General features: G+C 74.0%; 16 protein-coding genes. 6 read left to right on the top strand and 10 right to left on the bottom strand.

Annotated elements, in window-relative coordinates; all coding sequences use genetic code 11:
- Position 1 precedes the first annotated feature (1 nt).
- Complete coding sequence (locus AVL61_RS10540) at positions 2-1,468, top strand: sensor histidine kinase (protein ID WP_058874289.1); 1,467 nt, start codon at positions 2-4, stop codon at positions 1,466-1,468.
- 9 nt (positions 1,469-1,477) lie between these two features.
- Here AVL61_RS10540 and AVL61_RS10535 read toward each other — a convergent pair whose 3' ends face one another.
- From AVL61_RS10535 to AVL61_RS10505, 7 genes are all read right to left on the bottom strand, one after another.
- On the bottom strand, positions 1,478-2,464 hold the full coding sequence (locus tag AVL61_RS10535) for an RNase H family protein (protein ID WP_058874288.1): 987 nt from the start codon (positions 2,462-2,464) through the stop codon (positions 1,478-1,480).
- Positions 2,465-2,540: 76 nt separating this feature from the next.
- Positions 2,541-3,248, bottom strand: a complete 708-nt coding sequence (locus AVL61_RS10530; RefSeq protein ID WP_058874287.1) for an MgtC/SapB family protein — start codon at positions 3,246-3,248, stop codon at positions 2,541-2,543.
- 183 nt (positions 3,249-3,431) lie between these two features.
- Positions 3,432-5,063 carry a chaperonin GroEL gene (gene groL / locus AVL61_RS10525; RefSeq protein WP_058874286.1) on the bottom strand — a complete coding sequence of 544 codons (1,632 nt, stop codon included), beginning with the start codon at positions 5,061-5,063 and terminating at the stop codon, positions 3,432-3,434.
- A 250-nt stretch (positions 5,064-5,313) separates the two neighbouring features.
- Complete coding sequence (locus AVL61_RS10520) at positions 5,314-5,913, bottom strand: GNAT family N-acetyltransferase (protein WP_058874285.1); 600 nt, start codon at positions 5,911-5,913, stop codon at positions 5,314-5,316.
- Between the two features lie 125 nt (positions 5,914-6,038).
- Positions 6,039-6,257, bottom strand: coding sequence for a hypothetical protein (locus AVL61_RS10515; RefSeq protein WP_058874284.1), 219 nt, complete (start codon positions 6,255-6,257; stop codon positions 6,039-6,041).
- Positions 6,254-6,589 carry a DUF3263 domain-containing protein gene (locus AVL61_RS10510; protein ID WP_331457114.1) on the bottom strand — a complete coding sequence of 112 codons (336 nt, stop codon included), beginning with the start codon at positions 6,587-6,589 and terminating at the stop codon, positions 6,254-6,256. The genes AVL61_RS10515 and AVL61_RS10510 overlap by 4 nt, the downstream gene beginning before the upstream one ends.
- Positions 6,586-7,293: an SDR family oxidoreductase gene (locus AVL61_RS10505; RefSeq protein ID WP_058874283.1), complete on the bottom strand. Its 708-nt coding sequence runs from the start codon at positions 7,291-7,293 to the stop codon at positions 6,586-6,588. Before AVL61_RS10505 ends, AVL61_RS10510 begins: the two co-directional genes overlap by 4 nt.
- A 112-nt stretch (positions 7,294-7,405) precedes the next feature.
- Here AVL61_RS10505 and AVL61_RS10500 point away from each other — a divergent pair, with 112 nt between their 5' ends.
- From AVL61_RS10500 to AVL61_RS10485, 4 genes are all read left to right on the top strand, one after another.
- A complete protein-coding gene (locus AVL61_RS10500; protein WP_231738380.1) occupies positions 7,406-8,695 on the top strand; it encodes a YihY/virulence factor BrkB family protein in 1,290 nt (429 codons plus the stop codon).
- A gap of 115 nt (positions 8,696-8,810) precedes the next feature.
- The gene (locus AVL61_RS10495; protein WP_058874282.1) at positions 8,811-9,488 is read left to right on the top strand and encodes a uracil-DNA glycosylase; all 678 of its coding nucleotides are present in this window, start codon (positions 8,811-8,813) and stop codon (positions 9,486-9,488) included.
- 37 nt (positions 9,489-9,525) lie between these two features.
- A complete protein-coding gene (locus AVL61_RS10490) occupies positions 9,526-10,419 on the top strand; it encodes a siderophore-interacting protein (protein ID WP_058874281.1) in 894 nt (297 codons plus the stop codon).
- A gap of 365 nt (positions 10,420-10,784) precedes the next feature.
- Positions 10,785-12,746, top strand: a complete 1,962-nt coding sequence (locus tag AVL61_RS10485; RefSeq protein WP_058874280.1) for an HNH endonuclease signature motif containing protein — start codon at positions 10,785-10,787, stop codon at positions 12,744-12,746.
- A gap of 63 nt (positions 12,747-12,809) precedes the next feature.
- Here AVL61_RS10485 and AVL61_RS10480 read toward each other — a convergent pair whose 3' ends face one another.
- Both AVL61_RS10480 and AVL61_RS10475 read right to left on the bottom strand, forming a co-directional pair.
- Positions 12,810-14,762 (bottom strand): threonine/serine exporter family protein, encoded by a 1,953-nt coding sequence (locus AVL61_RS10480; protein WP_058874279.1) that lies wholly within the window; start codon positions 14,760-14,762, stop codon positions 12,810-12,812.
- Between the two features lie 57 nt (positions 14,763-14,819).
- The gene (locus tag AVL61_RS10475; protein ID WP_058874278.1) at positions 14,820-15,902 is read right to left on the bottom strand and encodes a lipid II:glycine glycyltransferase FemX; all 1,083 of its coding nucleotides are present in this window, start codon (positions 15,900-15,902) and stop codon (positions 14,820-14,822) included.
- A 295-nt stretch (positions 15,903-16,197) separates the two neighbouring features.
- On the opposite strand from AVL61_RS10475, the gene murJ reads away from it, so the two are divergent.
- Positions 16,198-17,760 carry a murein biosynthesis integral membrane protein MurJ gene (gene murJ, locus AVL61_RS10470; protein ID WP_231738379.1) on the top strand — a complete coding sequence of 521 codons (1,563 nt, stop codon included), beginning with the start codon at positions 16,198-16,200 and terminating at the stop codon, positions 17,758-17,760.
- Here the strand turns inward: murJ and AVL61_RS10465 are convergent.
- Positions 17,676-18,980, bottom strand: a complete 1,305-nt coding sequence (locus AVL61_RS10465) for an ATP-grasp domain-containing protein (RefSeq protein WP_231738378.1) — start codon at positions 18,978-18,980, stop codon at positions 17,676-17,678. The genes murJ and AVL61_RS10465 overlap by 85 nt on opposite strands.
- Positions 18,981-19,032 lie beyond the last annotated feature (52 nt).

Genomic DNA, 19,032 nt, shown 5'->3' with positions numbered 1-19,032 from the left:
GATGCACACCCTGTCCTCCCGGTGGCGCTCGACCTCCCTGCGCTCGCAGCTCATGGTGCTCACGGGCCTGCTGCTGGCGCTGTCCATCCTCGTGACGAGCTTCGTGGCGATCTCGGTGCTGCGGACCTCGCTCCTGAACGACATCGACCGCGGGCTGCGGGACTCCGTCCAGGCGGTCTCCACCGTGCTGGTGGCCGACATGGGCGGCGCGCAGGGAGCCCAGGTGCCGCACGCCGGGTTCCTCCTGGACGCCGAGGGCGAGATGCTCGCCGAGGCGGTGCACACGCCGGACGGAGTGCTCGAGCGGCGGCCCGACCTGTCCCAGATCGACCTCGAGCACGTGCGGGAGAACCCCTTCGAGCCGACGACCGTGAGCTCCGTGGACGCCCCGGACCACCGGTGGCGGGTGGTCGCGGCCGAGACGGAACGGCTGAACCTCGTGGTGGCGGTCGCCGAGCCGCTCGACCGCATGAACGCCATGCTCAGCGCGGTGACCCTCCTGACGCTGAGCTTCGGCGTGGCGACCCTGTTCGCGGCCATGGCCGTCGGCTGGGTCCTGGTCACCCGCGCGTTCGCGCCCCTGCACCGGGTCGAGCAGACCGCCGCCCGCATCGCCGAGGGCGACCTCTCCCAGCGCATGGAGGGCTACAACCGGCAGACGGAGATCGGCCAGCTCTCGGCGTCCCTCAACGCGATGCTGGGCCACATCGAGGACGCCTTCGACGCCCGCACCCGCTCCGAGGCCAAGCTGCGCCGGTTCGTGGCCGACGCCTCCCACGAGCTGCGCACCCCCCTGGTGACCATCCGGGGCTACTCGGAGCTCTACCGGCACGGCGCCCTGCAGGACCCCGAGGACGTGGCCGGCGCGATGTCCCGGATCGAGTCCGAGGCCAAGCGGATGACGCAGCTCGTGGAGGACCTGCTGATGCTGGCGCGCCTCGACGAGCGGCGGCCGGCCGAGAACGTCGACGTGGACCTGCTCCACCTCGCGTTCGACGCCGCCGGGGACGCCCGGGTCTCCGCCCCCGACCGGCGGATCGCGGTCGAGGGCCTGCGCGGCGGGACACCGGTCTCGGCGTGGGTGCACGGCGACGAGTTCCGGCTGCGCCAGGTCGTGGCGAACCTCGTGACCAACGCCCTGCGCTACACCCCGGAGGGCACCCCGATCGAGATCGCGGTGGGCGTGGAGCGCTCGGTCGACGACTCCTTCAACGCCGTGCTGCAGGTGCGCGACCACGGCCCGGGCATCCACGGCGAGGACGCGGAGCGCGTGTTCGAGCGCTTCTACCGGGCCGACTCCTCCCGCACGCGCGAGACCGGCGGGACAGGGCTGGGGCTCTCCATCGTGGCCGCGATCGTGCAGCAGCACGACGGCACCGTGCGGCTCACCGAGACCCCCGGCGGGGGCGCGACGATGACCGTGCGCGTACCGGGCATCGAGCCCGCCGACGACGCCCCGGAGGTGTGACCGGGCCCGTCAGGACTCGTAGGTGCCCTGGTGGAAGCGCAGCTGCCAGGGCCCCAGCTCGTTGCGGGAGTCCTCCCGGACCCACAGCGAGCTGCGCAGGCTCGTGCGGTCCCCCGCCGTGAGCCGGTAGACGAGGTGCACGGCCGCGGGACCGAGCTCGGTGGCCGTCAGCACGTGGACGTCCACCGCGCCGAGGGCCGGTTCGCGGGGCAGCCGGTCGAGGACGTCCTCCCGGGACCACCACGAGCCCGAGGCCCCGACCTCGGCGAAGCCCTCGTGCAGCAGCTCCCCCAGCCGGCCCGGGTCCGCCCTGACCTCCGGGCGCAGCAGGTCCCGCTCGAGGGCCTCGACGGTCTCCCCCGCCGTCCGCCCGCGGGCCAGCTCCTCCTCGTGGGCGAGCAGCTCGCTCAGCAGGTCGGGGTCGTGGCGGTCCTCCAGCGCCTCGGGCTCGGCAGCCTCCGCCCGGTGCCGGCCCTCCACCGGCCGGGAGGCCGGGGACCGGTGGCCCGGCCCGTCCGGACGCGGGGCGGCGCCGTCGAAGCCGGGTCCCTCGGGCGCGGGCCGCCCGGTCTGGAACGCGGTGGCCACGGCCCGGGCGCGGAGGTCGGCGGCCTCGTTGAGCTCGTGCCCGGCGTGACCCTTGACCCACTCGAAGTGCACGTCCCGGCCCGCCATCGCGGCGTCCAGCGCCTTCATGAGCTCCACGTTGAGGACGGGCTTGCCGTCCCTCTTCTTCCAGCCCTTCTTCTTCCAGCCGGGCATCCACTTCGTGATCGAGTTGATGACGTACTGGCTGTCGCACAGCACCCGCAGGGGCTCCTCGCGGCGGTGGGCCGTGGCCTCGAGCAGGTCCAGGACGGCCTTCAGCTCGCCCATGTTGTTGGTGCCGTGGGGCCATCCGCCGGCCCGCCAGGTGTTGTCGTCGATGTACCAGGCCCATCCCGCGGGCCCGGGATTGCCCAGCGCGGAGCCGTCGGCGGCAGCAGTGATCGTCATGGATCCCATCTTTTCACGGCGCCGGGACCCCGTGCGCCACGGCCCCCGTGCGCCACGGGCCCGGTGCGCCACGGGCTCAGTCGCCGGGCTCCTGCTCGAGCCGCTGCTGGGCGACGTCGCGCACCCCGGCGACCTTCGACAGCTGCACGGCCGCCGTGCGCAGGTCCGTCTTGCCGTCCAGCCGCAGGAGCAGCTCCACCTCAGCGCCCTCCGCTCCCTCGACCGTCCGGCTCGAGACCACGGAGGCGCTCAGCTGCAGCTCGTCGACGACCGTGAGGACCTCCCGCAGCACGCCGTGGCCGTCCTCGTAGCGCAGCCGGAGGCCCTGCGGGGCCACCATCCCGGGCAAGCGGCGGGAGAGCGGGGTCAGCACGATCGCGGAGACGAAGTGCAGTCCCGTGGCGACGACGGCGAGCGGCACGAGCCCGGCCCCGCAGGCCATCCCGATGGCCGCCGAGAGCCAGATGCTCGCGGCCGTGGTCAGCCCGTGGACCACGTCCCGGTTCGTGAAGATCACGCCCGCGCCCAGGAAGCCGATGCCCGTGATGATCTGGGCCGCCACGCGGGAGGGGTCCGGTCCCGCGTCGATGCCGGGCAGGGCGCCGAAGCCGTAGGCGGACACGAGGGTGAAGACCGCCGAGCCCGTGCCGACCAGGGCGTGCGTGCGCAGGCCCGCGCTCTTGCGCCGGAGCCGCCGTTCGAGGCCCACCAGCGAGGTGAGCGCGAAGGCGATCAGCACGAGCGCGAGCTGGACGGGGACCGCGTCCCACACGACGACGCCCACGGCTCCTCCTCCGGCAGCTGGTCCTGATGATTGAACACCATTTCCGGGTCCGCGGCACCGGATGCAGGGACGACGGGGCGGGGACGACGACGGGCACGGGGACGACGACGGGCCGGGCACCTCTGCGAGGCGCCCGGCCCGTGCCGGATGCGTGCTGGGCACGCTCGACGGGTCAGCCGTCGATCACATCATGCCGCCCATGCCGCCCATGCCGTCGTCGGCACCGGCGCCGGCGCCCGCGGGCTCCGGCTTGTCGGCCACGACGGCCTCGGTGGTGAGGAACAGCCCGGCGATGGACGCCGCGTTCTGCAGCGCGGACCGGGTGACCTTGACCGGGTCGTTGATGCCCGCGGCCATCAGGTCCTCGTACTCGCCGGTGGCGGCGTTGAGGCCGTGGCCCAGGGCCAGACCGCGGACCTTGTCCACGACGACGCCGGCCTCGAGGCCGGAGTTGATGGCGATCTGCTTGAGCGGGGCGTCGATGGCGACCTTGACGATGTTCGCGCCGGTGGCCTCGTCACCCGTGAGCTGCAGCTTGTCGAACGCCTTCTGGCCGGCCTGGATCAGGGCCACGCCGCCGCCGGCGACGATGCCCTCCTCCACGGCAGCCTTCGCGTTGCGCACGGCGTCCTCGATGCGGTGCTTGCGCTCCTTGAGCTCGACCTCCGTGGCGGCACCGGCCTTGAGGACGGCCACGCCGCCGGCCAGCTTGGCCAGGCGCTCCTGCAGCTTCTCGCGGTCGTAGTCCGAGTCCGAGTTGTTGATCTCGGCGCGGATCTGGGCCACGCGGCCCTCGATCTCCTCGGCAGTGCCGGCGCCGTCGACGATGGTGGTCTCGTCCTTCGTCACGACGACCTTGCGGGCCTGGCCCAGCAGGTCCACGGTGGCGGTCTCGAGGGAGAGCCCGACCTCCTCGGTGATGACCTGGCCACCGGTGAGGATCGCGATGTCGGCCAGCTGCGCCTTGCGGCGGTCGCCGAAGCCGGGGGCCTTGACGGCCACGGACTTGATGGAGCCGCGCATCTTGTTGAGCACCAGCAGGGCCAGGGCCTCGCCCTCGACGTCCTCGGCGATGATCAGCAGCGGCTTGCCGGCCTGCATGACCTTCTCGAGCACGGGGACCAGGTCCTTGACCGCGGAGATCTTGGAGTTGACCACGAGGATGTAGGGATCCTCGAGGACGGCCTCCTGGCGGTCGGCGTCGGTGACGAAGTACCCGGACAGGTAGCCCTTGTCGAAGCGCATGCCCTCGGTCAGCTCGAGGTCCAGCCCGAAGGTGTTGGACTCCTCGACCGTGATCACGCCCTCCTTGCCGACCTTCTCCATCGCCTGGGCGATGAGGCGGCCGATCTCGGGGTCGCCGGCGGAGATCGACGCCGTGGCGGCGATCTGCTCCTCGGTCTCGACCTCCTTGGCGGAGGCCAGCAGTTCCTCGGTGACCGCGGCGACGGCCTTCTCGATGCCGCGCTTGAGGCTCAGCGGGTCGGCGCCGGCGGCCACGTTGCGCAGGCCCTCCTTGACGAGTGCCTGGGCGAGCACGGTGGCGGTGGTGGTGCCGTCACCGGCGATGTCGTCGGTCTTCTTGGCGACCTCCTTGACGAGCTCAGCGCCGATCTTCTCGTACGGCTCGTCGAGCTCGATCTCCTTGGCGATGGACACGCCGTCGTTGGTGATCGTCGGGGCGCCCCAGGCCTTCTCGAGGACCACGTTGCGGCCGCGCGGGCCGAGGGTGACCTTGACGGCGTCGGCCAGGGTGTTCAGACCCCGCTCGAGACCGCGGCGTGCCTCTTCGTCGAAAGCAATCATCTTTGCCATGTGACTTCGTCCCTCCTGGACGGTAGACAAACGGTCGACCTCCACGGTGCCCGCGACGGACGGTGCGCCCGACGGCGGAGTCTTCCCGACGCCGTGCGGCACCTCACCGTGGTGGTTGAGGTGTCACTCCTGTGCCGGTGGCTGCCCAGGTCGGGCCGGGGACCGAGCCATTAGCAGTCCACACGACTGAGTGCTAATCGCAATCTTGGCACTCGTCCCCGGAGAGTGCAAACCCCTGAGCCGATTCCGCTCAGCCCTGCCACTCCTCGCGGAGCACGCCGTAGACCATGCGGTCGTAGTACTCGCCCCTGACCCTGCGGGCCCGGCGGATCCTGGCCTCCTCCGTGAAGCCCAGCTTCTCCGCGACCCGGCACATGCCCACGTTGCCGCTCCACGTCTCGAGGTCGAGGCGGTGGGAGTCGGAGCGGGCGAAGAGGTGGTCGGTCCACAGGCGCAGGGCCTCGGTGCCGTAGCCGCCGCTCCAGTGCTCCGGGGAGTACACGGTGATGCCCAGGGAGCGCAGCGGCAGCAGGTGCGTGCCGTCCCCCGCGTCCTCCGTGGGCTTCTCCGACCAGTACCAGGACACCTGCCCGATGAACCGGTCGTCAGCGGCGTCGGCGATGACCATCGTCTCGCGCGGGTCCGGCCAGTCCCCCGCCGCCACGCGCGCCCGGAGGGTGCCCAGCCAGCGCTGGGCGCCCTCCGCGGTGAAGTTGGGGTAGAACGGGCCGTCCGTGCGCTGCCACTCGTGCTCGCCGCCGCCGGCGGGCGGCATGATCCACCTCTCGTAGGCGGCGAGATCCTCCTCGGTCCAGTCGCGGAGGCGGACTCTGCGTCCTTCGATCTGCACTGCGGTTCCTTCCGGTGGCGTCAGGCGTCGGTGTCGTCGGGGGTCGGTGTCGTGCGAGGCGGGTGACGCCGGGGGCCGACGTCGTCGGGGTGGGTGAAGCGCGGTCCGCCGCGGCCCGGGACGGATCAGGGGCCCGCGGACGTGCCGGCAGGTGCCGGGGCGGCGTCGGCGGGGGCGTTGAGGAACGCGAACACCCCGACGCCCAGGGTCAGCACCCCGGCCAGGACGATGGCGGCGAGCTCCCGGGCCCCCACGCGGACGGTCGGCCGGAGACCGCGGTGGGCGCCCTGGCGGGGACCCTCCTCGGGGACGTCGTCGAACTCGTCGTGCGGGTACTGGGTCACTCCTGGCCTCCTCGCTGCCGGCGCAGCCGCGCCACGAGCATCGGGTCGTGCTCGAGGGCGGCGCGGGTGTCGATCAGGACGTTGAGCCGCTGGTAGTAGTGCGTGGGCGAGAGCTTCAGGCGGCGGCGGATCTCCATCTCCTTCGCCCCCTGGTACTTCCACTGCAGCTTCTCGAGGGCGAGGATCTCGCGGTCGACGTCGCCCAGCCCCGTGCCGGACGGCTCGCCGTCCGGCTCCGGACCGGCCGCGGCGTCCTCGTCCGGCACCGGCTCGGGTGCGGTGTCCCGGTCCGGCTCCGGCCCGGCGCCGGGCGCGTCGTCCTCGCCGGTCACCGCGACTCGGCCCGGGGCCGCACGGAGACGGTCGTCAGCTGCGCGTCCTCGCCCGCGTCCACGACGGCGCGCACCGCCGCGGCCACGGACTCCGGGCGGATGTAGCGCTCCGGGACGTAGTCGTTGCCCAGGCTCGCCTGGATGTCGCGCTGCATCTGCGTGTCGACAGGACCGGGGTGCACCGAGCTGACCACGATCCCGTCGGCCTCGACCTCCTGGCGGAGCGAGTCGGCGAGCGCGCGCAGGGCGAACTTCGAGGCCGCGTAGACGGCGTCCCCGCCGCGGGCGGTGAGGCCCGAGCCGGAGTTCAGGAACACGACCTTGCCCCGGGCGGCCCGCAGGGCGGGCAGCAGGAGCCGGGTCAGCTCGGCGGGGACCACCACGTTGAGCTCGAGCTGCGCCCGCCAGTCCGCCACGGAGGCGGCCTCCACCGTGGTGCGCCCCGCGAGCGCCGCCGAGTGCACGAGGACGTCGACCCGGTCCAGGTCGGCCACGACGTCCGGCAGGGCTGCGACGTCGGTCAGGTCCGCGGCGCGGACGGTGACGTGCGGGAGATCGGCGAGCTCGGCCAGCCGGCCGGCGTCGCGGCCCAGCGCCAGGACGTCGTGGTCGCGGGAGAGGTCCACCACGCACGCGCGGCCGATGCCTCCGGTGGCCCCGGTGACGACGGCGCGGGGTCGGGTCTCGGTCGGGGAAGCACTCATGCGCCCACTCTAGCCAGTCCCCCGCCGCTCCCGCCCTCCCCCGGGAGGGAACGGGACGGCGCGGTGCCGGCCCCGGTATTCTGACCCGCAGCCGACCACGCGGAGGAGCCCCATGGCAGCCGACCCCCACCCCACGGGAGATCCCGGGGCGGACCCGGACAGCGCGGACAAACCCTCGTCGCCGGCGCAGATCACCAGGCCCTCGTGGAGCTACATCCTGCGCCGGTCGGTCCACGAGTTCCGCCGCGACGCCTGCACGGACTCGGCGGCGGTGATGACGTTCTTCGCCGTGCTGTCCGTCTTCCCCGGGCTGCTCACGGTGGTGTCCACGCTCGGCGTCGTCGGCCAGGCCGAGGCGACCACCAGGACCCTGCTGCGCCTGCTGGACGAGTTCGGGGCTCCCGAGGGGGCCGTGGCCGTGCTGGAGGGGCCGATCGGCGAGCTCACCGCCTTCCCGTCCGCGGGCCTGGCCCTGGTCACCGGCCTGGTCGGCGCCCTCTGGACGGCCTCGGGGTACGTGCGGGCCTTCGGGCGGTCCATGAACCGGATCTACGAGGTCGAGGAGGGGCGGCCGGTCTGGAAGCTCTACCCCCAGATGATCGGGGTGACCCTGTCCCTGGTGGTCCTGGTGGTGGGCATGATGCTGCTCCTGCTGCTTTCCGGTCCGGTCGCCGAGGCCCTGGGCGGTCTGATCGGCCTGGGCGGAGCGACCCTGCAGCTGTGGCAGGCCGCTCGGGTCCCGGTCCTGCTGATGCTGCTCGTCTTCATGATCGCCCTGCTGTACTACGCGACCCCGAACATCCGGCAGCCGAGGTTCCGGTGGCTCAGCATCGGCTCGGTGGTCGCCATCCTGGTCATGGTCGCGGCGACCACCGGGTTCAGCTTCTACGTGTCCAACTTCAACAACTACAACGCCACCTACGGGGCCATCGGCGGGGTGATCGTCCTGCTGCTGTGGCTCTGGATCATGAACATCGTGCTGCTCGCCGGGGCGGAGCTCAACGCGGAGATCGAGCGCGGCCGCCAGCTCCAGGCGGGGATGGAGGCCGAGGAGAACCTGCGGCTGCCGCCGCGGGACCTCCGGGGCGTCCGGAAGCTGGAGGCGAAGGAGCAGGAGCTGGTCGCCGAGGGCCGGGCGCTGCGCCGCCGCCACTCCGGCACCGGCGCCGGCCCCAGGACCGACACCAGCAGCAGCACCGGCACCGGCAGCAGCACCGGCACCGGCAGCAGCCCCAGCACCGACACCAGCCCCAGCAGCAGCCCCAGCACCAGCACCGACACCAGCACCGGCTCCGGCACTGGGGGCACCCAGCACCGGGGCGCCGGTTCCGGGAGCACCCGGTACCGGGCCGCCGCTCCGGGGACGGACGCCCCGGCCGGGGACCGTGCGGGACCGGCCTAGAGTGGTGCCCAGCACCGCCGCGCCGTCACCGCATCCGCACCGTGACCCGCGCTGGGGACCAGCACCGAAGACCCGCACCGACCGCCCGCACCGACCACCTGCACCGAGGAGCACCGTGAGCGAGCCCCAGCCCCTGGACGAGATCATGGCCCCCGACTGGGCGGAGGCCCTGGCCCCGGTCGAGCCGCAGATCCGGCAGATGGGCCGGTTCCTGCGCGAGGAGCACGCCGACGGGCACCGCACGCTCCCGGAGGGCGCGGCGGTCTTCCGGGCCTTCCAGGACCCGCTTGAGCAGGTGCGGGTGCTGGTCGTCGGCCAGGACCCCTACCCCACGCCCGGCCACGCCATGGGTCTCTCCTTCTCCGTGCAGCCCCACGTCCGTCCCGTGCCCCGCTCCCTGCAGAACATCTACAGGGAACTGCGGGAGGACCTCGGCGTCGAGCCGCCCGAGCACGGGGACCTCTCGGCGTGGTCGCGGCAGGGCGTGATGCTCCTGAACCGGGTCCTCACCGTGCGCGAGGGGGCGCCCGCCTCCCACCGCGGCCAGGGCTGGGAGACGGTGACGGAGCGCGCCATCCGCGTCCTCGCCGACCGCGGGACCCCGCTCGTGGCGATCCTGTGGGGACGCGACGCCCGCAGCACGGCCTCCTGGCTGGACGGGTTCCCCACCGTCGAGTCCGCGCACCCGTCCCCGCTGTCCGCGTCCCGGGGCTTCTTCGGCTCCCGGCCGTTCTCCCGCACCAACCAGCTCCTTGAGCAGCAGGGAGCGGAGCCCGTCGACTGGCGGCTGTGAGCTGGGCGGCCGGCGGGGCTCCGTTAGGGTGGGCGGCATGACGACGACCCCCCGAGCCCGGCCCGCGAAACCCCGCAAGCCGCAGCTGAACCTGACGGTGCGCTCCCGCGAGCAGTTGTCCCCGTCGATGGTCCGGGTGGTCCTGGGCCTCGACGAGCCCGAGCGCTACACGGACATCGACCCGCCCGAGAAGTACGTCAAGCTCGTCTTCCTCCGCCCCGGCACGGAGCACCCCGATGCGGAGCACCCCGGCACGGCGCAGCCGACCCCGGCGGAGCCCGGACGGAACCCGGACTACTGGGAGCTCAAGGAGACCCTGCCGGGCGACCGCCAGCCCGTCACCCGCCACCTCACGATCCGCCGGTACGTGCCCGAGCGGCACGAGCTGTGGATGGACTTCGTGCTCCACGGCGACGACGGCTTCGCCGGCCCGTGGGCAGCCCGCGCCGAGCCCGGGGACCGCATCATCGCCCTGGGTCCGGGCGGCAGGTGGACGCCCTCCCCGGACGCCGCGTGGACCCTGATCGCCGCCGACGACGCCGCGGTCCCCGCCGCGCTCGCCGTCCTGGAGGCCCTCCCGGCCTCGGCGCAGGGCGAGGTGCTCCTCGAGGTGGACTCGCCCCGCGACGTCCAGCCGGTCTCCGGTCCTGAGGGGATGGCGGTGCGCTGGGTCTTCCGCGCGGACGACGGGCCCGGGGAGGATCCTGCCCTGGTGCGGGCCGTGCGCGAGGCCGGGTGGCCCGCGGACCCCGGAGGGGTGCAGGTCTTCGCCCACGGCGAGCGGGAGCTCATGAAAGCCCTGCGCGAGGAGCTGTTCACCCGCCGCCGGCTGGAGCGGGACCAGGTCTCGCTGTCCGGCTACTGGGCGCGAGGCCGCACCGAGGACGCTTTCCAGGCGGAGAAGAAGCTGCCGGTCGGCCAGATCATCTGACCCGGCTCCGCGGGCGCCGGCCGCACTGGCTGCGAGCGTCCGGCCTCGGTCGGACCGTCGGCTTCCGGACGTGCAGGCCTCCCCTCGTCCCCGAGGCCGGAGCAGGCGCGGGACCAAGGTTCTGCCCCGCGCTCACCCTGGCGCCTGCACCGGCTGAGGCCATCGGGTGCGGGCCCAGGATTCTGTCCCGCGCTCGCCCCGGCGCCGGCACCGGCTGAGGCCATCAGGTGCGGGCCCGCCTGGACCGTCGTCGTCGTGGTGCCCCCGGACGTTGACGCCCCAGGTGCGACGGGTGCCGCCGGATGCACGGTCGAAGCCGCCCGGAGCCGCCCTTGTGGTGTCGGAGGTGGTGGAGACCATGGATCATGACCATCACCGCCGGACGGCTGTGGAACCGGGAGGGCACCCTCCGGGAGGACAGGACCGCGGCCGGGATCGAACGGGCGTACGCGGGCGCCGTGGCCGAGCTGGTCGGTGACGCCCGGGCGGAGGCCCGGGCCGCAGGCCGGCAGCTCCGGACGATCCACCGGATGTGGCAGCTGCAGGAGCAGGCCCACGAGCAGCAGCAGACGGACCGGGCGCGCCGGTGCCATCAGCGCGCCCGTGGTCGCGGTCAGGACCTCCCGGAACCGGAGAAGCGCACGGTGCTGGACGTGGCCGACGAGATCGGCCCCGCTCTGCGGCTGCCGGCGGGCACGGCGGTGCGACGGGTGGAGAACGCGATCCTGCTGGCGGAGTCCCTGCCACGGGTCCTGCAGGCCCTCGAGGCCGGGACCATCGCCCTGCGGCAGGCCGAGGTGATCGTGGACCTGTGGCGCGATGTCGTGGACGGTGCCGGCCGGGTGCCCGAGCAGCGGGCCGCCGGCGAGGCCGTGGCCCGCGTCGCGGACGAGCTGCTGGAGAAGGCGCCGGCGGTCACCGCGGCGCAGCTGCGGGCGCTGGCCCGGCGGCGGCGGGCTCGGCTGCTCGCCGGCTCCGAGGAGGCCCGCCACCGTGCGGCCCACCGTGGACGCCGGGTGTGGGTGGAGCCCGAGGAGGACGGCATGGCGCGGCTGTGCGCACTCCTGGATGCGGCCACCGCCCATGCCGTCCAGCACCGTCTCGTCTCCATCGCCGCTCGGGTGGACCCGCACAGCCCACCACCGGACGGGCCGGGGGCTGCCGGTGACGGCCCGTGCGGCGGGAAGGACCTCGACCCGGGCCATGGGGAGGGCGGCCGGCGCACGGCGGGGCAGCTGCGCGCGGACGTGCTCGCCTCGCTGCTGCTGGACGGGGAGCCCACCTGGATGCCCGAGCACCTGCGTGGGATCCGCGGACAGGTCACGGTCACCGTGCCGGTGCTCGCCCTGCTGGAGCGCAGCGCGCAGACGCCCGACGACGGGCATCCCAGCGGGTCGCCGGGCACCGGCCGGGGCCCCCGCAACGGGCACCCCGGCGGATCACCGATCACTGGCGGACACGCCCGCGACGGCCGTTCCGACGGGTCAGCTGACACAGGTGGAGATCCCCGCAACGAACACCCCGGCTGGTCACCGACCACCGCCGGACACCCCCGCGACGGGCACTCGAGCGGATCGTTCGACACCGGCGGAGGCCCCTGCGCCGGGGACCCGCCGGGGGCCACCGACTGCGCGGAACTGGCCGGCTACGGGCCGATCCCGGTGAGCGTGGCCGAGCGGATCGCCGCCGGCGCGGGGTCCTGGTCGAGAGTGCTGACCCATCCGGTCACCGGCACGGTCCTGGACCACGACCGCACCACCTACGCTGTGCCGGCCGACCTCAAGCGCCGGCTGCGAGCGCGGGACGGCACCTGCCGGTTCCCCGGATGCCGGCGCCGGGCGGAGCGCTGCGACCTCGACCACACCGTGGCCTGGGTCGACGGCGGGCGGACCGCCGCTGACAATCTCGCTCACCTGTGCCGCCACCACCACGTCCTCAAGCACCGGCACGGCCCGCTCGGGCGCTGGCAGGTCCGGCACCGCCACCCGCGGACCCCGGAGGGCGTCCTGGAATGGACTTCGCCGGCAGGTCGTGTCCATGTGACCTATCCCCAGGAGCATCACCACCCCGTGCTCACACCGCTGCGGATCCTCGACGACCTGCGCATCGATCCACGGCCGCCGCGCGGGTCACCGCGGTCCGAGCCACCGTCGCTGTCCGGACCACCAACGGCCGGACCGCCGCTGTCCGGACCACCATCGGCCGGACCGCCACCGCTGTCCGGACCACCGACAGCCCGGCCGCCGTCGGCCGAGGCCCCGTGGACGTTCCGAGGCCCGGTGTCCTCCTGCGGCCCCCGGCCCCACGACGACCCACCGCCGTTCTGAACCGTCCCCGGTTCGCTGCCGCTCCGATGCGGGTGCCAGCACCGAGTGACCCGGATCGGCGGGTCAGCGGCGCCGGTTGCGCCGGGAGCTGGTGCCGTTGAGGTGTCCCACGAAGGGGCGCATGAGGTATTTGCCGAGCACCACCCCGGAGGCCAGGGCCACGATCGAGGCCATGGCGTTGACGAGGCCCACGATCCCGGGGCCGTAGGTGTCCGTCTCCACCGTGATGGTGTACATGCCCCGGAAGATGGACAGCCCGGGCAGCAGGAACGTCATCGCGGGGATGGCCAGGACCAGTTGGGGAATCCGGTGCCGGGCCGCGAGCACGGTCGCCACGCACCCGCTCGTGATCGCCGCGAGCGCCGTGTCCAGGCGGGCTCCCACACCGGCGGCCATGCCCGTGTGGTACACCACGAGGCCGCCGAGGGCGGCCACCACGGTGGAGAGCACGTGCCGGGGCTTGGCCTGCATCGTGACCGCGATGAGCCCGGTGGCGATCAGCATGAACACGGCGTTGGTCAGCGGGCTCACCGGGTCGAAGGCGCTCTGCGAGACGTCGACCCGGGGCATGCCGGCGTACCCGGCGATGGAGATGCCCCCCGCGATCCCGGCGACGATGCCGAGGAACGCCATCGACGTGGACAGCAGGCGCCCGGCCGCCGTGACGGGGAAGCCGTTGATCGCGTCCTGCATGGTGGAGACCATGCGCGTGGTGGGCAGGAGCAGGATGATCCCGCCCGCGATGACGCGTGTCGGGGACAGGTCGAGGCCGCCCCAGGACAGCAGCAGGGCCATCGTGGTGAGGATCCCGGACTGGGCGGCCATGGTGAAGAACTCGGGGATCCGCCAGGCGCCCAGTCGGTGCGCCACGAGCTGGTTGAGGATCGAGGACAGGCCGGCGACGAGGGCGCCCAGGACACCGCCGCCGATGCCGGCGGTGATGGTCATCGCCGCGGCGGTCGTGGCCGCCCGCACCATCCACCGCGGATAGGGCTTGGGCTTGGCGTTGATCGCCTCGAGCCGCCGCTCCGCCTCACTGCGGGGCATCTCCCCGCCCGTGATGTCCGCGACGAGCTGGTGCGTCTCGGCCAGCCCCGCGTAGTTGTCCGTCCAGGAGCGCACGACCCGCATGACCGTGTGGCTGTTGGTGTCCGGGTCGTTGAAGACGTCCTCGCGGGTTCGGGTGTCCCCGCCGTCCGGCTGGTCGTCGGCGATGTAGTTGATCGTCACGGCCTGGTTGGTGATGTCCACCTCGACGTTCTCGACCCCGTAGGTCGCGCAGACCGCGATGATGGCGTTCTCGACGTCGAGGGCGTCGGCGCCGTAGTGGAACATCGTCTCCGCGAGCCGCAGGGCGAAGTTCAGGGTGCGCCGGGCCTGCCGGCTGGTGGACTCCCCGAACCGGCGCAGGTTGGCGAAGGGCGAGGCGTTGAGCCGCTCCACCACGCGCATGGGGGCGGTCGGGGCCGCCTCCCCCTGGAGCATGGACCGCAGCCGCGAGCGCCCGCCGGGCCGGGCCCCCTGCGCCCGGGTGGAGGGGTAGGCGCCCCGCTGCATCCGATCGGAGCTCTTGCCGGGCGCCGGGAGGGGACCCATCGTCGTCGTCTCCGGGCGGGAGACGGGAACGGTGTCGGTGCGGCGGCGCCGGCGGGCCGCCGTCGCGAGGGGCACGGTCTCGGCGGCCGTGAGCGGCTCCTGGCGCTGCTCCGGCTCGGGGGCGCCACCGTGCCGGCGGATCAGGTCCACGCTCAGCACGGGCAGCGCCTGCGGGGCGTCGGGCACCACGTCGGCCGCTGCGGTCCCCGCGCGGCGCCGGGCGTGCAGGGCCTGGGCCTCGGTCGGGCGCACCGCCGGCAGCCCCGCACCGTGCCGGGCGACCGGGCGGGCGGCGCCCGTGAGCGTCGTGTCCCCGCCGGGCCCGAACGGCTCGACGACGTGGGCGTCGGGCTCCTCACCCCCGTCCGACGAGGGGTAGGCGGCGAACGGGCGCAGGGGGGCGCGCTGGTCGGTCACCACGCGGTGTTCCTCCTTCCGTGGCGCGGGGGCGGGGGCCGCCGGACGGTCGGGGCCGGATCAGTAGAAGGGCTGGCCCGTGCGGCGGACCCACAGCTGGCGCTGGACCTTCTCGGCCACGTTGGTCCAGACCGCGTACTTGGCCGGGCTCAGCACCTGGTCGTGGACGCCCACGAAGTCGACGACGGTCTTGGTGAAGCTCGTCTTGAACAGGCCCAGCCCGTAGTAGGGGTGCTCCTTGTTCTTGAGCTGGTCGCTCGGCGGGGTGCCGCAGAAGTCGTACTCGACGATCCCGTGCTCCCGCATGAGGTCCGTGATCGCGGTCCACTGCAGCAGGTGGGAGTCACCGTACTGGCGGCGCCGGGGCTTCGACCCGCCGTCCTTGTAGGTGCCCTTGTTCCCGTAGGCGATGACGTAGGCGCCCACGGACGGCTCACCGTCCTCGTAGGTGAAGTACAGCCGGCCCTGGCCGGCCTGCTCGAACGTCGTCCAGAACTTCGCGTAGTACTCGTAGGAGCGCAGGTTCACGTTCGCGTCGCCCTGTCCCACGGTGTCCATGAGCGCGTACATCCGGCGCATGTTCTGCTCGGTGAGCTCGACGCGTTCGACCGTGCAGCCCTCGCGCAGCGCCCGCCGGACGGCGTTGCGCCCACGGGAGTGCAAGGACTTCAGCACGGCCTCCTCGTCGCGGTCGGTGTCGAGGATCGCGGTGGAGTCGTTGGGCTGGATGTTGAAGGACTTCTTCAGCCCGGCCCGCGCGAGCACGCCCCGCGCGTAGTCGGAGTCCAGCACGTCCGGCTCGATCTTGATCGCGAACACGTTCAGCCGCTGCTCGGCCACGAACCGGGCACTGGCCGCCGCGATCCCGGGGATGTCGTCGACGGAGGCGACGTCGGGGCCCTTGATCATGTACCACAGCCTGCCCAGGGCAGGCACCGGCTTCTCGAGGACCAGGTTGTAGGAGGCCTGCCCGCCGTCGGCGGGCTCGTGCACGAGGTGCAGGGGCCGCCAGCCGTGGTCCGCCTTGACGTCCGCGAAGGACGCGGACTGCAGCATGTTGCCGCCGTGGGGGTTCGCCGTGACGTGGGCGTCCCAGTCGGCGATCTCCTGGGCGGTGGCGAAGCGTGCGGTGAACTCTCGCAAGGCTCTCTCAATCGTCGGGGTCGTCGGGGCCGGCCGGCCGGGGACGGCCGGCGGACCGGTGCACCGGCGGGGGCCGGCCCCGGTCAGTCTAACCGCGCAGGCCTGAGCGGCTTCTGAGCCGTGCCGGACGTCCGTCCGCGCCCCGCGGACCGCTCCCCCGCCCCGGATCCCGGACGGACCCGGACGGCCCCGGGGACCGTGCTGTGTATTCTGTTCAGGCGGTTCGCACCGGCAGGTCCGCGGCTCGCACCAGATGCAGCCCGCACCGATCCCCGGAGCGGTCCCGAGCAGGGAGGTGGCCGAAGCCGTGGGTGGACCGGGCGGGCGCTGGAGCATCGCGCGCGCCGCGGTGCTCGTGACCGGACTGACCGCCGTCTCCACCGTTCTCGGCTTCCTCCGGGACGTCGTCGTCGGCGCCGTCTTCGGCGCGGGCGCTGACCTCGACGCGTGGCTCGTGGCCCAGGGCGTGCTGAACGTGGTCCTCGGCCTGCTCGCCTGGGCGATGGCCCGCTCCGTGACTCCGGTGACGTCCCGGGAGGCCGCCCGGGAGCGCGCGGACGGCACGGGCTGCCGCGGCCACCGCGGCTTCGAGGTCTCCCTCACCGTCACCGTCGTCGTCCTCGGCCTGGCCGCCGTGGTGACGGGCCTGCTCGCGGAACCGGTGACGACCCTGCTCGCTCCCGGGTTCGACGACGCCCAGACCGCCACGGCCGCCTCGCTCACCCGCATCGTCCTCGTCGCCACGGTGCTCGTGGCCGGTACCGACCTGCTGGCCTCGCTCGTGCAGGCGCACGGCCGCTTCGCGTGGTCCTCCCTGCAGGGCGTCCCGTTCAACCTGGTCATGATCGCCGCGGCGGGCCTGCTCGGGCCCCGGTACGGGATCTCGGCGCTCGCCGTGGGCTACGTGGTGGGCTCCGCGGCGCGGCTGCTGATGCAGGTGCCCCCGGTGCGGTCGCTCGGCACCCGGCTCCGGCCCCGGTGGGAGCTGCGGGACCCGGGCTTCCGGGAGATCGCCCGGCTGGTGCCGCCCATGCTGGTGGGCAACGCCGTAGTCAACATCAACACCCTCGTCGACCGGGCGGTGGGCTCCACGCTCGGCGACGGCACGATCACGGCCCTGACCTACGGCTGGCGCCTGGTCGACCTTCCGGAGACCGTCGTCATCGCGGCCCTGCTCGTCCCCCTGTACCCGGCGCTGGGCGCCGCCGCGGACGACCGCCCCGAGCTGCGCCGGCTCGTGAACCGCGGGCTGTCCGTGGTCGTCACGGTGCTCACCCCGGTGTGCGCGGTGTTCGTGGTCGCGGCCGGGCCCCTGGTCGCCACGGCCTTCGGGCACGGCGCGTTCGACGCCGGGGACGTCGCGGCGACGGCCACCGCGGTCGCCTGGTACGCGCCGGCCCTGCTCGCCCTCAGCGTCCGCCAGGTGGTGGTCCGGGCGTCCTACGCCCTCGGTGACTCCCGCGGGCCGGTGGTCGTGGCAGTGCTGGCCATGGTCGTCAACGTGGTGGGCGACCTCGTCCTGGCCCCCGTGCTGGGCCTCGCCGGCATCGCGGCGGCCACGAGCGCGTCCCTGGTGGTCGCGGCGCTGCTCAACGCGTGGCTGCTGCACCGCCGCCACGCCGGGCTGGACACCCGGGGGGCGACCGCCCTCGTGCTCCGGGCCCTGGTGCTGGCGGCCGTCGCGGTCGCCGCGGGCCTGGGCGCGCGCGAGGCGCTGCCCGCGCTGCCGTCGCTGGTGCTCGCGGCGCTCTGCGCCGCCGTCGTGGGCGGGACCTACCTGCTCGGGCTCGTCGTGCTGCGGGCTCCCGAGCGCCGCCTCGTCGGCGAGACGCTGCGGACGGTGCGCCGGCGGCGCTGACGAGCCGACCGGCCGCCCGACCGGGAGCGGATGCCGCTCCCGAGCCGCCAGGTGGCCAGGTGCCACGTGGGGCCGGGGTCGCGCAGGTCCCACACGCTGTGCTGGGCGCCACGGCCCCAGCGGAGGGTGTCGGCGACGTCCGCGGCCAGACCGCCGCGGCGCTCCACGGACGCCCGGCGCAGGTCCCCGGCGAGCCAGGCGTAGCGGACGCCGGTCCGGGCGTCCGGCAGCTCCGGCACGGGCCTGCCGAGGACCAGCCTGCCCCACGCGTCGGCCAGCCCGGGGCGGGCGGCCTCGGCCAGTGCCATCGAGCCGAAGAAGCGGCCGTTGAGGTCGATGAGCTGCGGGACGCCGTCGTCCCCGGTGAGGAACTGCAGCTCCACGAGGCCCCACCAGCCCAGCTCGCGCAGCAGCACCTCGGCGCGCGCGGCGAGCTCCTCGTCGACGGGCACCGTCCGGGCGCGGGCCGAGACGCCGTTGGGGGTGGGCCACAGCCGGGAGGTGACCTGCTGCACCCGGCCGTGCAGGCGTCCGTCGTGGTGGACTCCGATCAGGGCTCCGAGGGTGCCGCGCACCGGTGCCTGGAGCACCGGCTCGGCCCCGGCCTCCCGGATGCGCCGGACCTGTCCCGCCGCCGCGGGGGCGTCCGGGAAGAGCTTGGCCTCGATGCGGTGGGGCCGGGTCTGCCCCGGCGCCCAGTGCGCCCGGCACTTGACGACGACCGGGCCGTCCCAGGCGGCGAGCGCCTCGTCCGTGGCCGTCAGCGTCCGGGGAGCGCTCAGCCCCGCCCGGGCCGCCCGGTCCGCCAGGCCGACCTTGTCGAGGGCCGCCGCGACCACGTCGGGGCCCGGGTGCGCCACGGCCGCCGGGATGTGCTGACGGTACGCGGAGACCGCGGCCATCCAGTCGTCGCCGGCGCCGAAGACGAGGTCGTACGCTCCCTCCGCCACGGCGCGGCGGACGCCGTCGATGAAGCCTGCCCCGTCGCCGCGCGGGCGCGGCACCTCGTGGCGGACCGCGGCCGCCCGCGTGGCGCCGAGCATGCCGGGCCCGTCCGGAGTGCCGACGCCCACGTGCCAGCCCGCCCGCTCGAGGGCGCGCGCCGCCGCGAGGGCTCCCCGGTCCCTGCCCGTGCCCACGATGAGCGCCCGTCGCTGCGCCGGCTCGGCGCTCTCCGACTCCCGGCGGCGGTGGTCGAGCGGTGGTCGGTCGGCGGTCATCGGTCCTCCATCGAGGTGGGCGGGCATCCCTTCCACGGTAGTCGCCGCACGT

It is taken from the genome of Kocuria rosea subsp. polaris, assembly GCF_001483755.1.
Classification (GTDB): Bacteria; Actinomycetota; Actinomycetes; order Actinomycetales; family Micrococcaceae; genus Kocuria; species Kocuria cellulosilytica.
The sequence above is the reverse complement of the archived record's forward strand: the minus strand, read 5'-3'. Positions and strand labels throughout refer to the sequence as shown.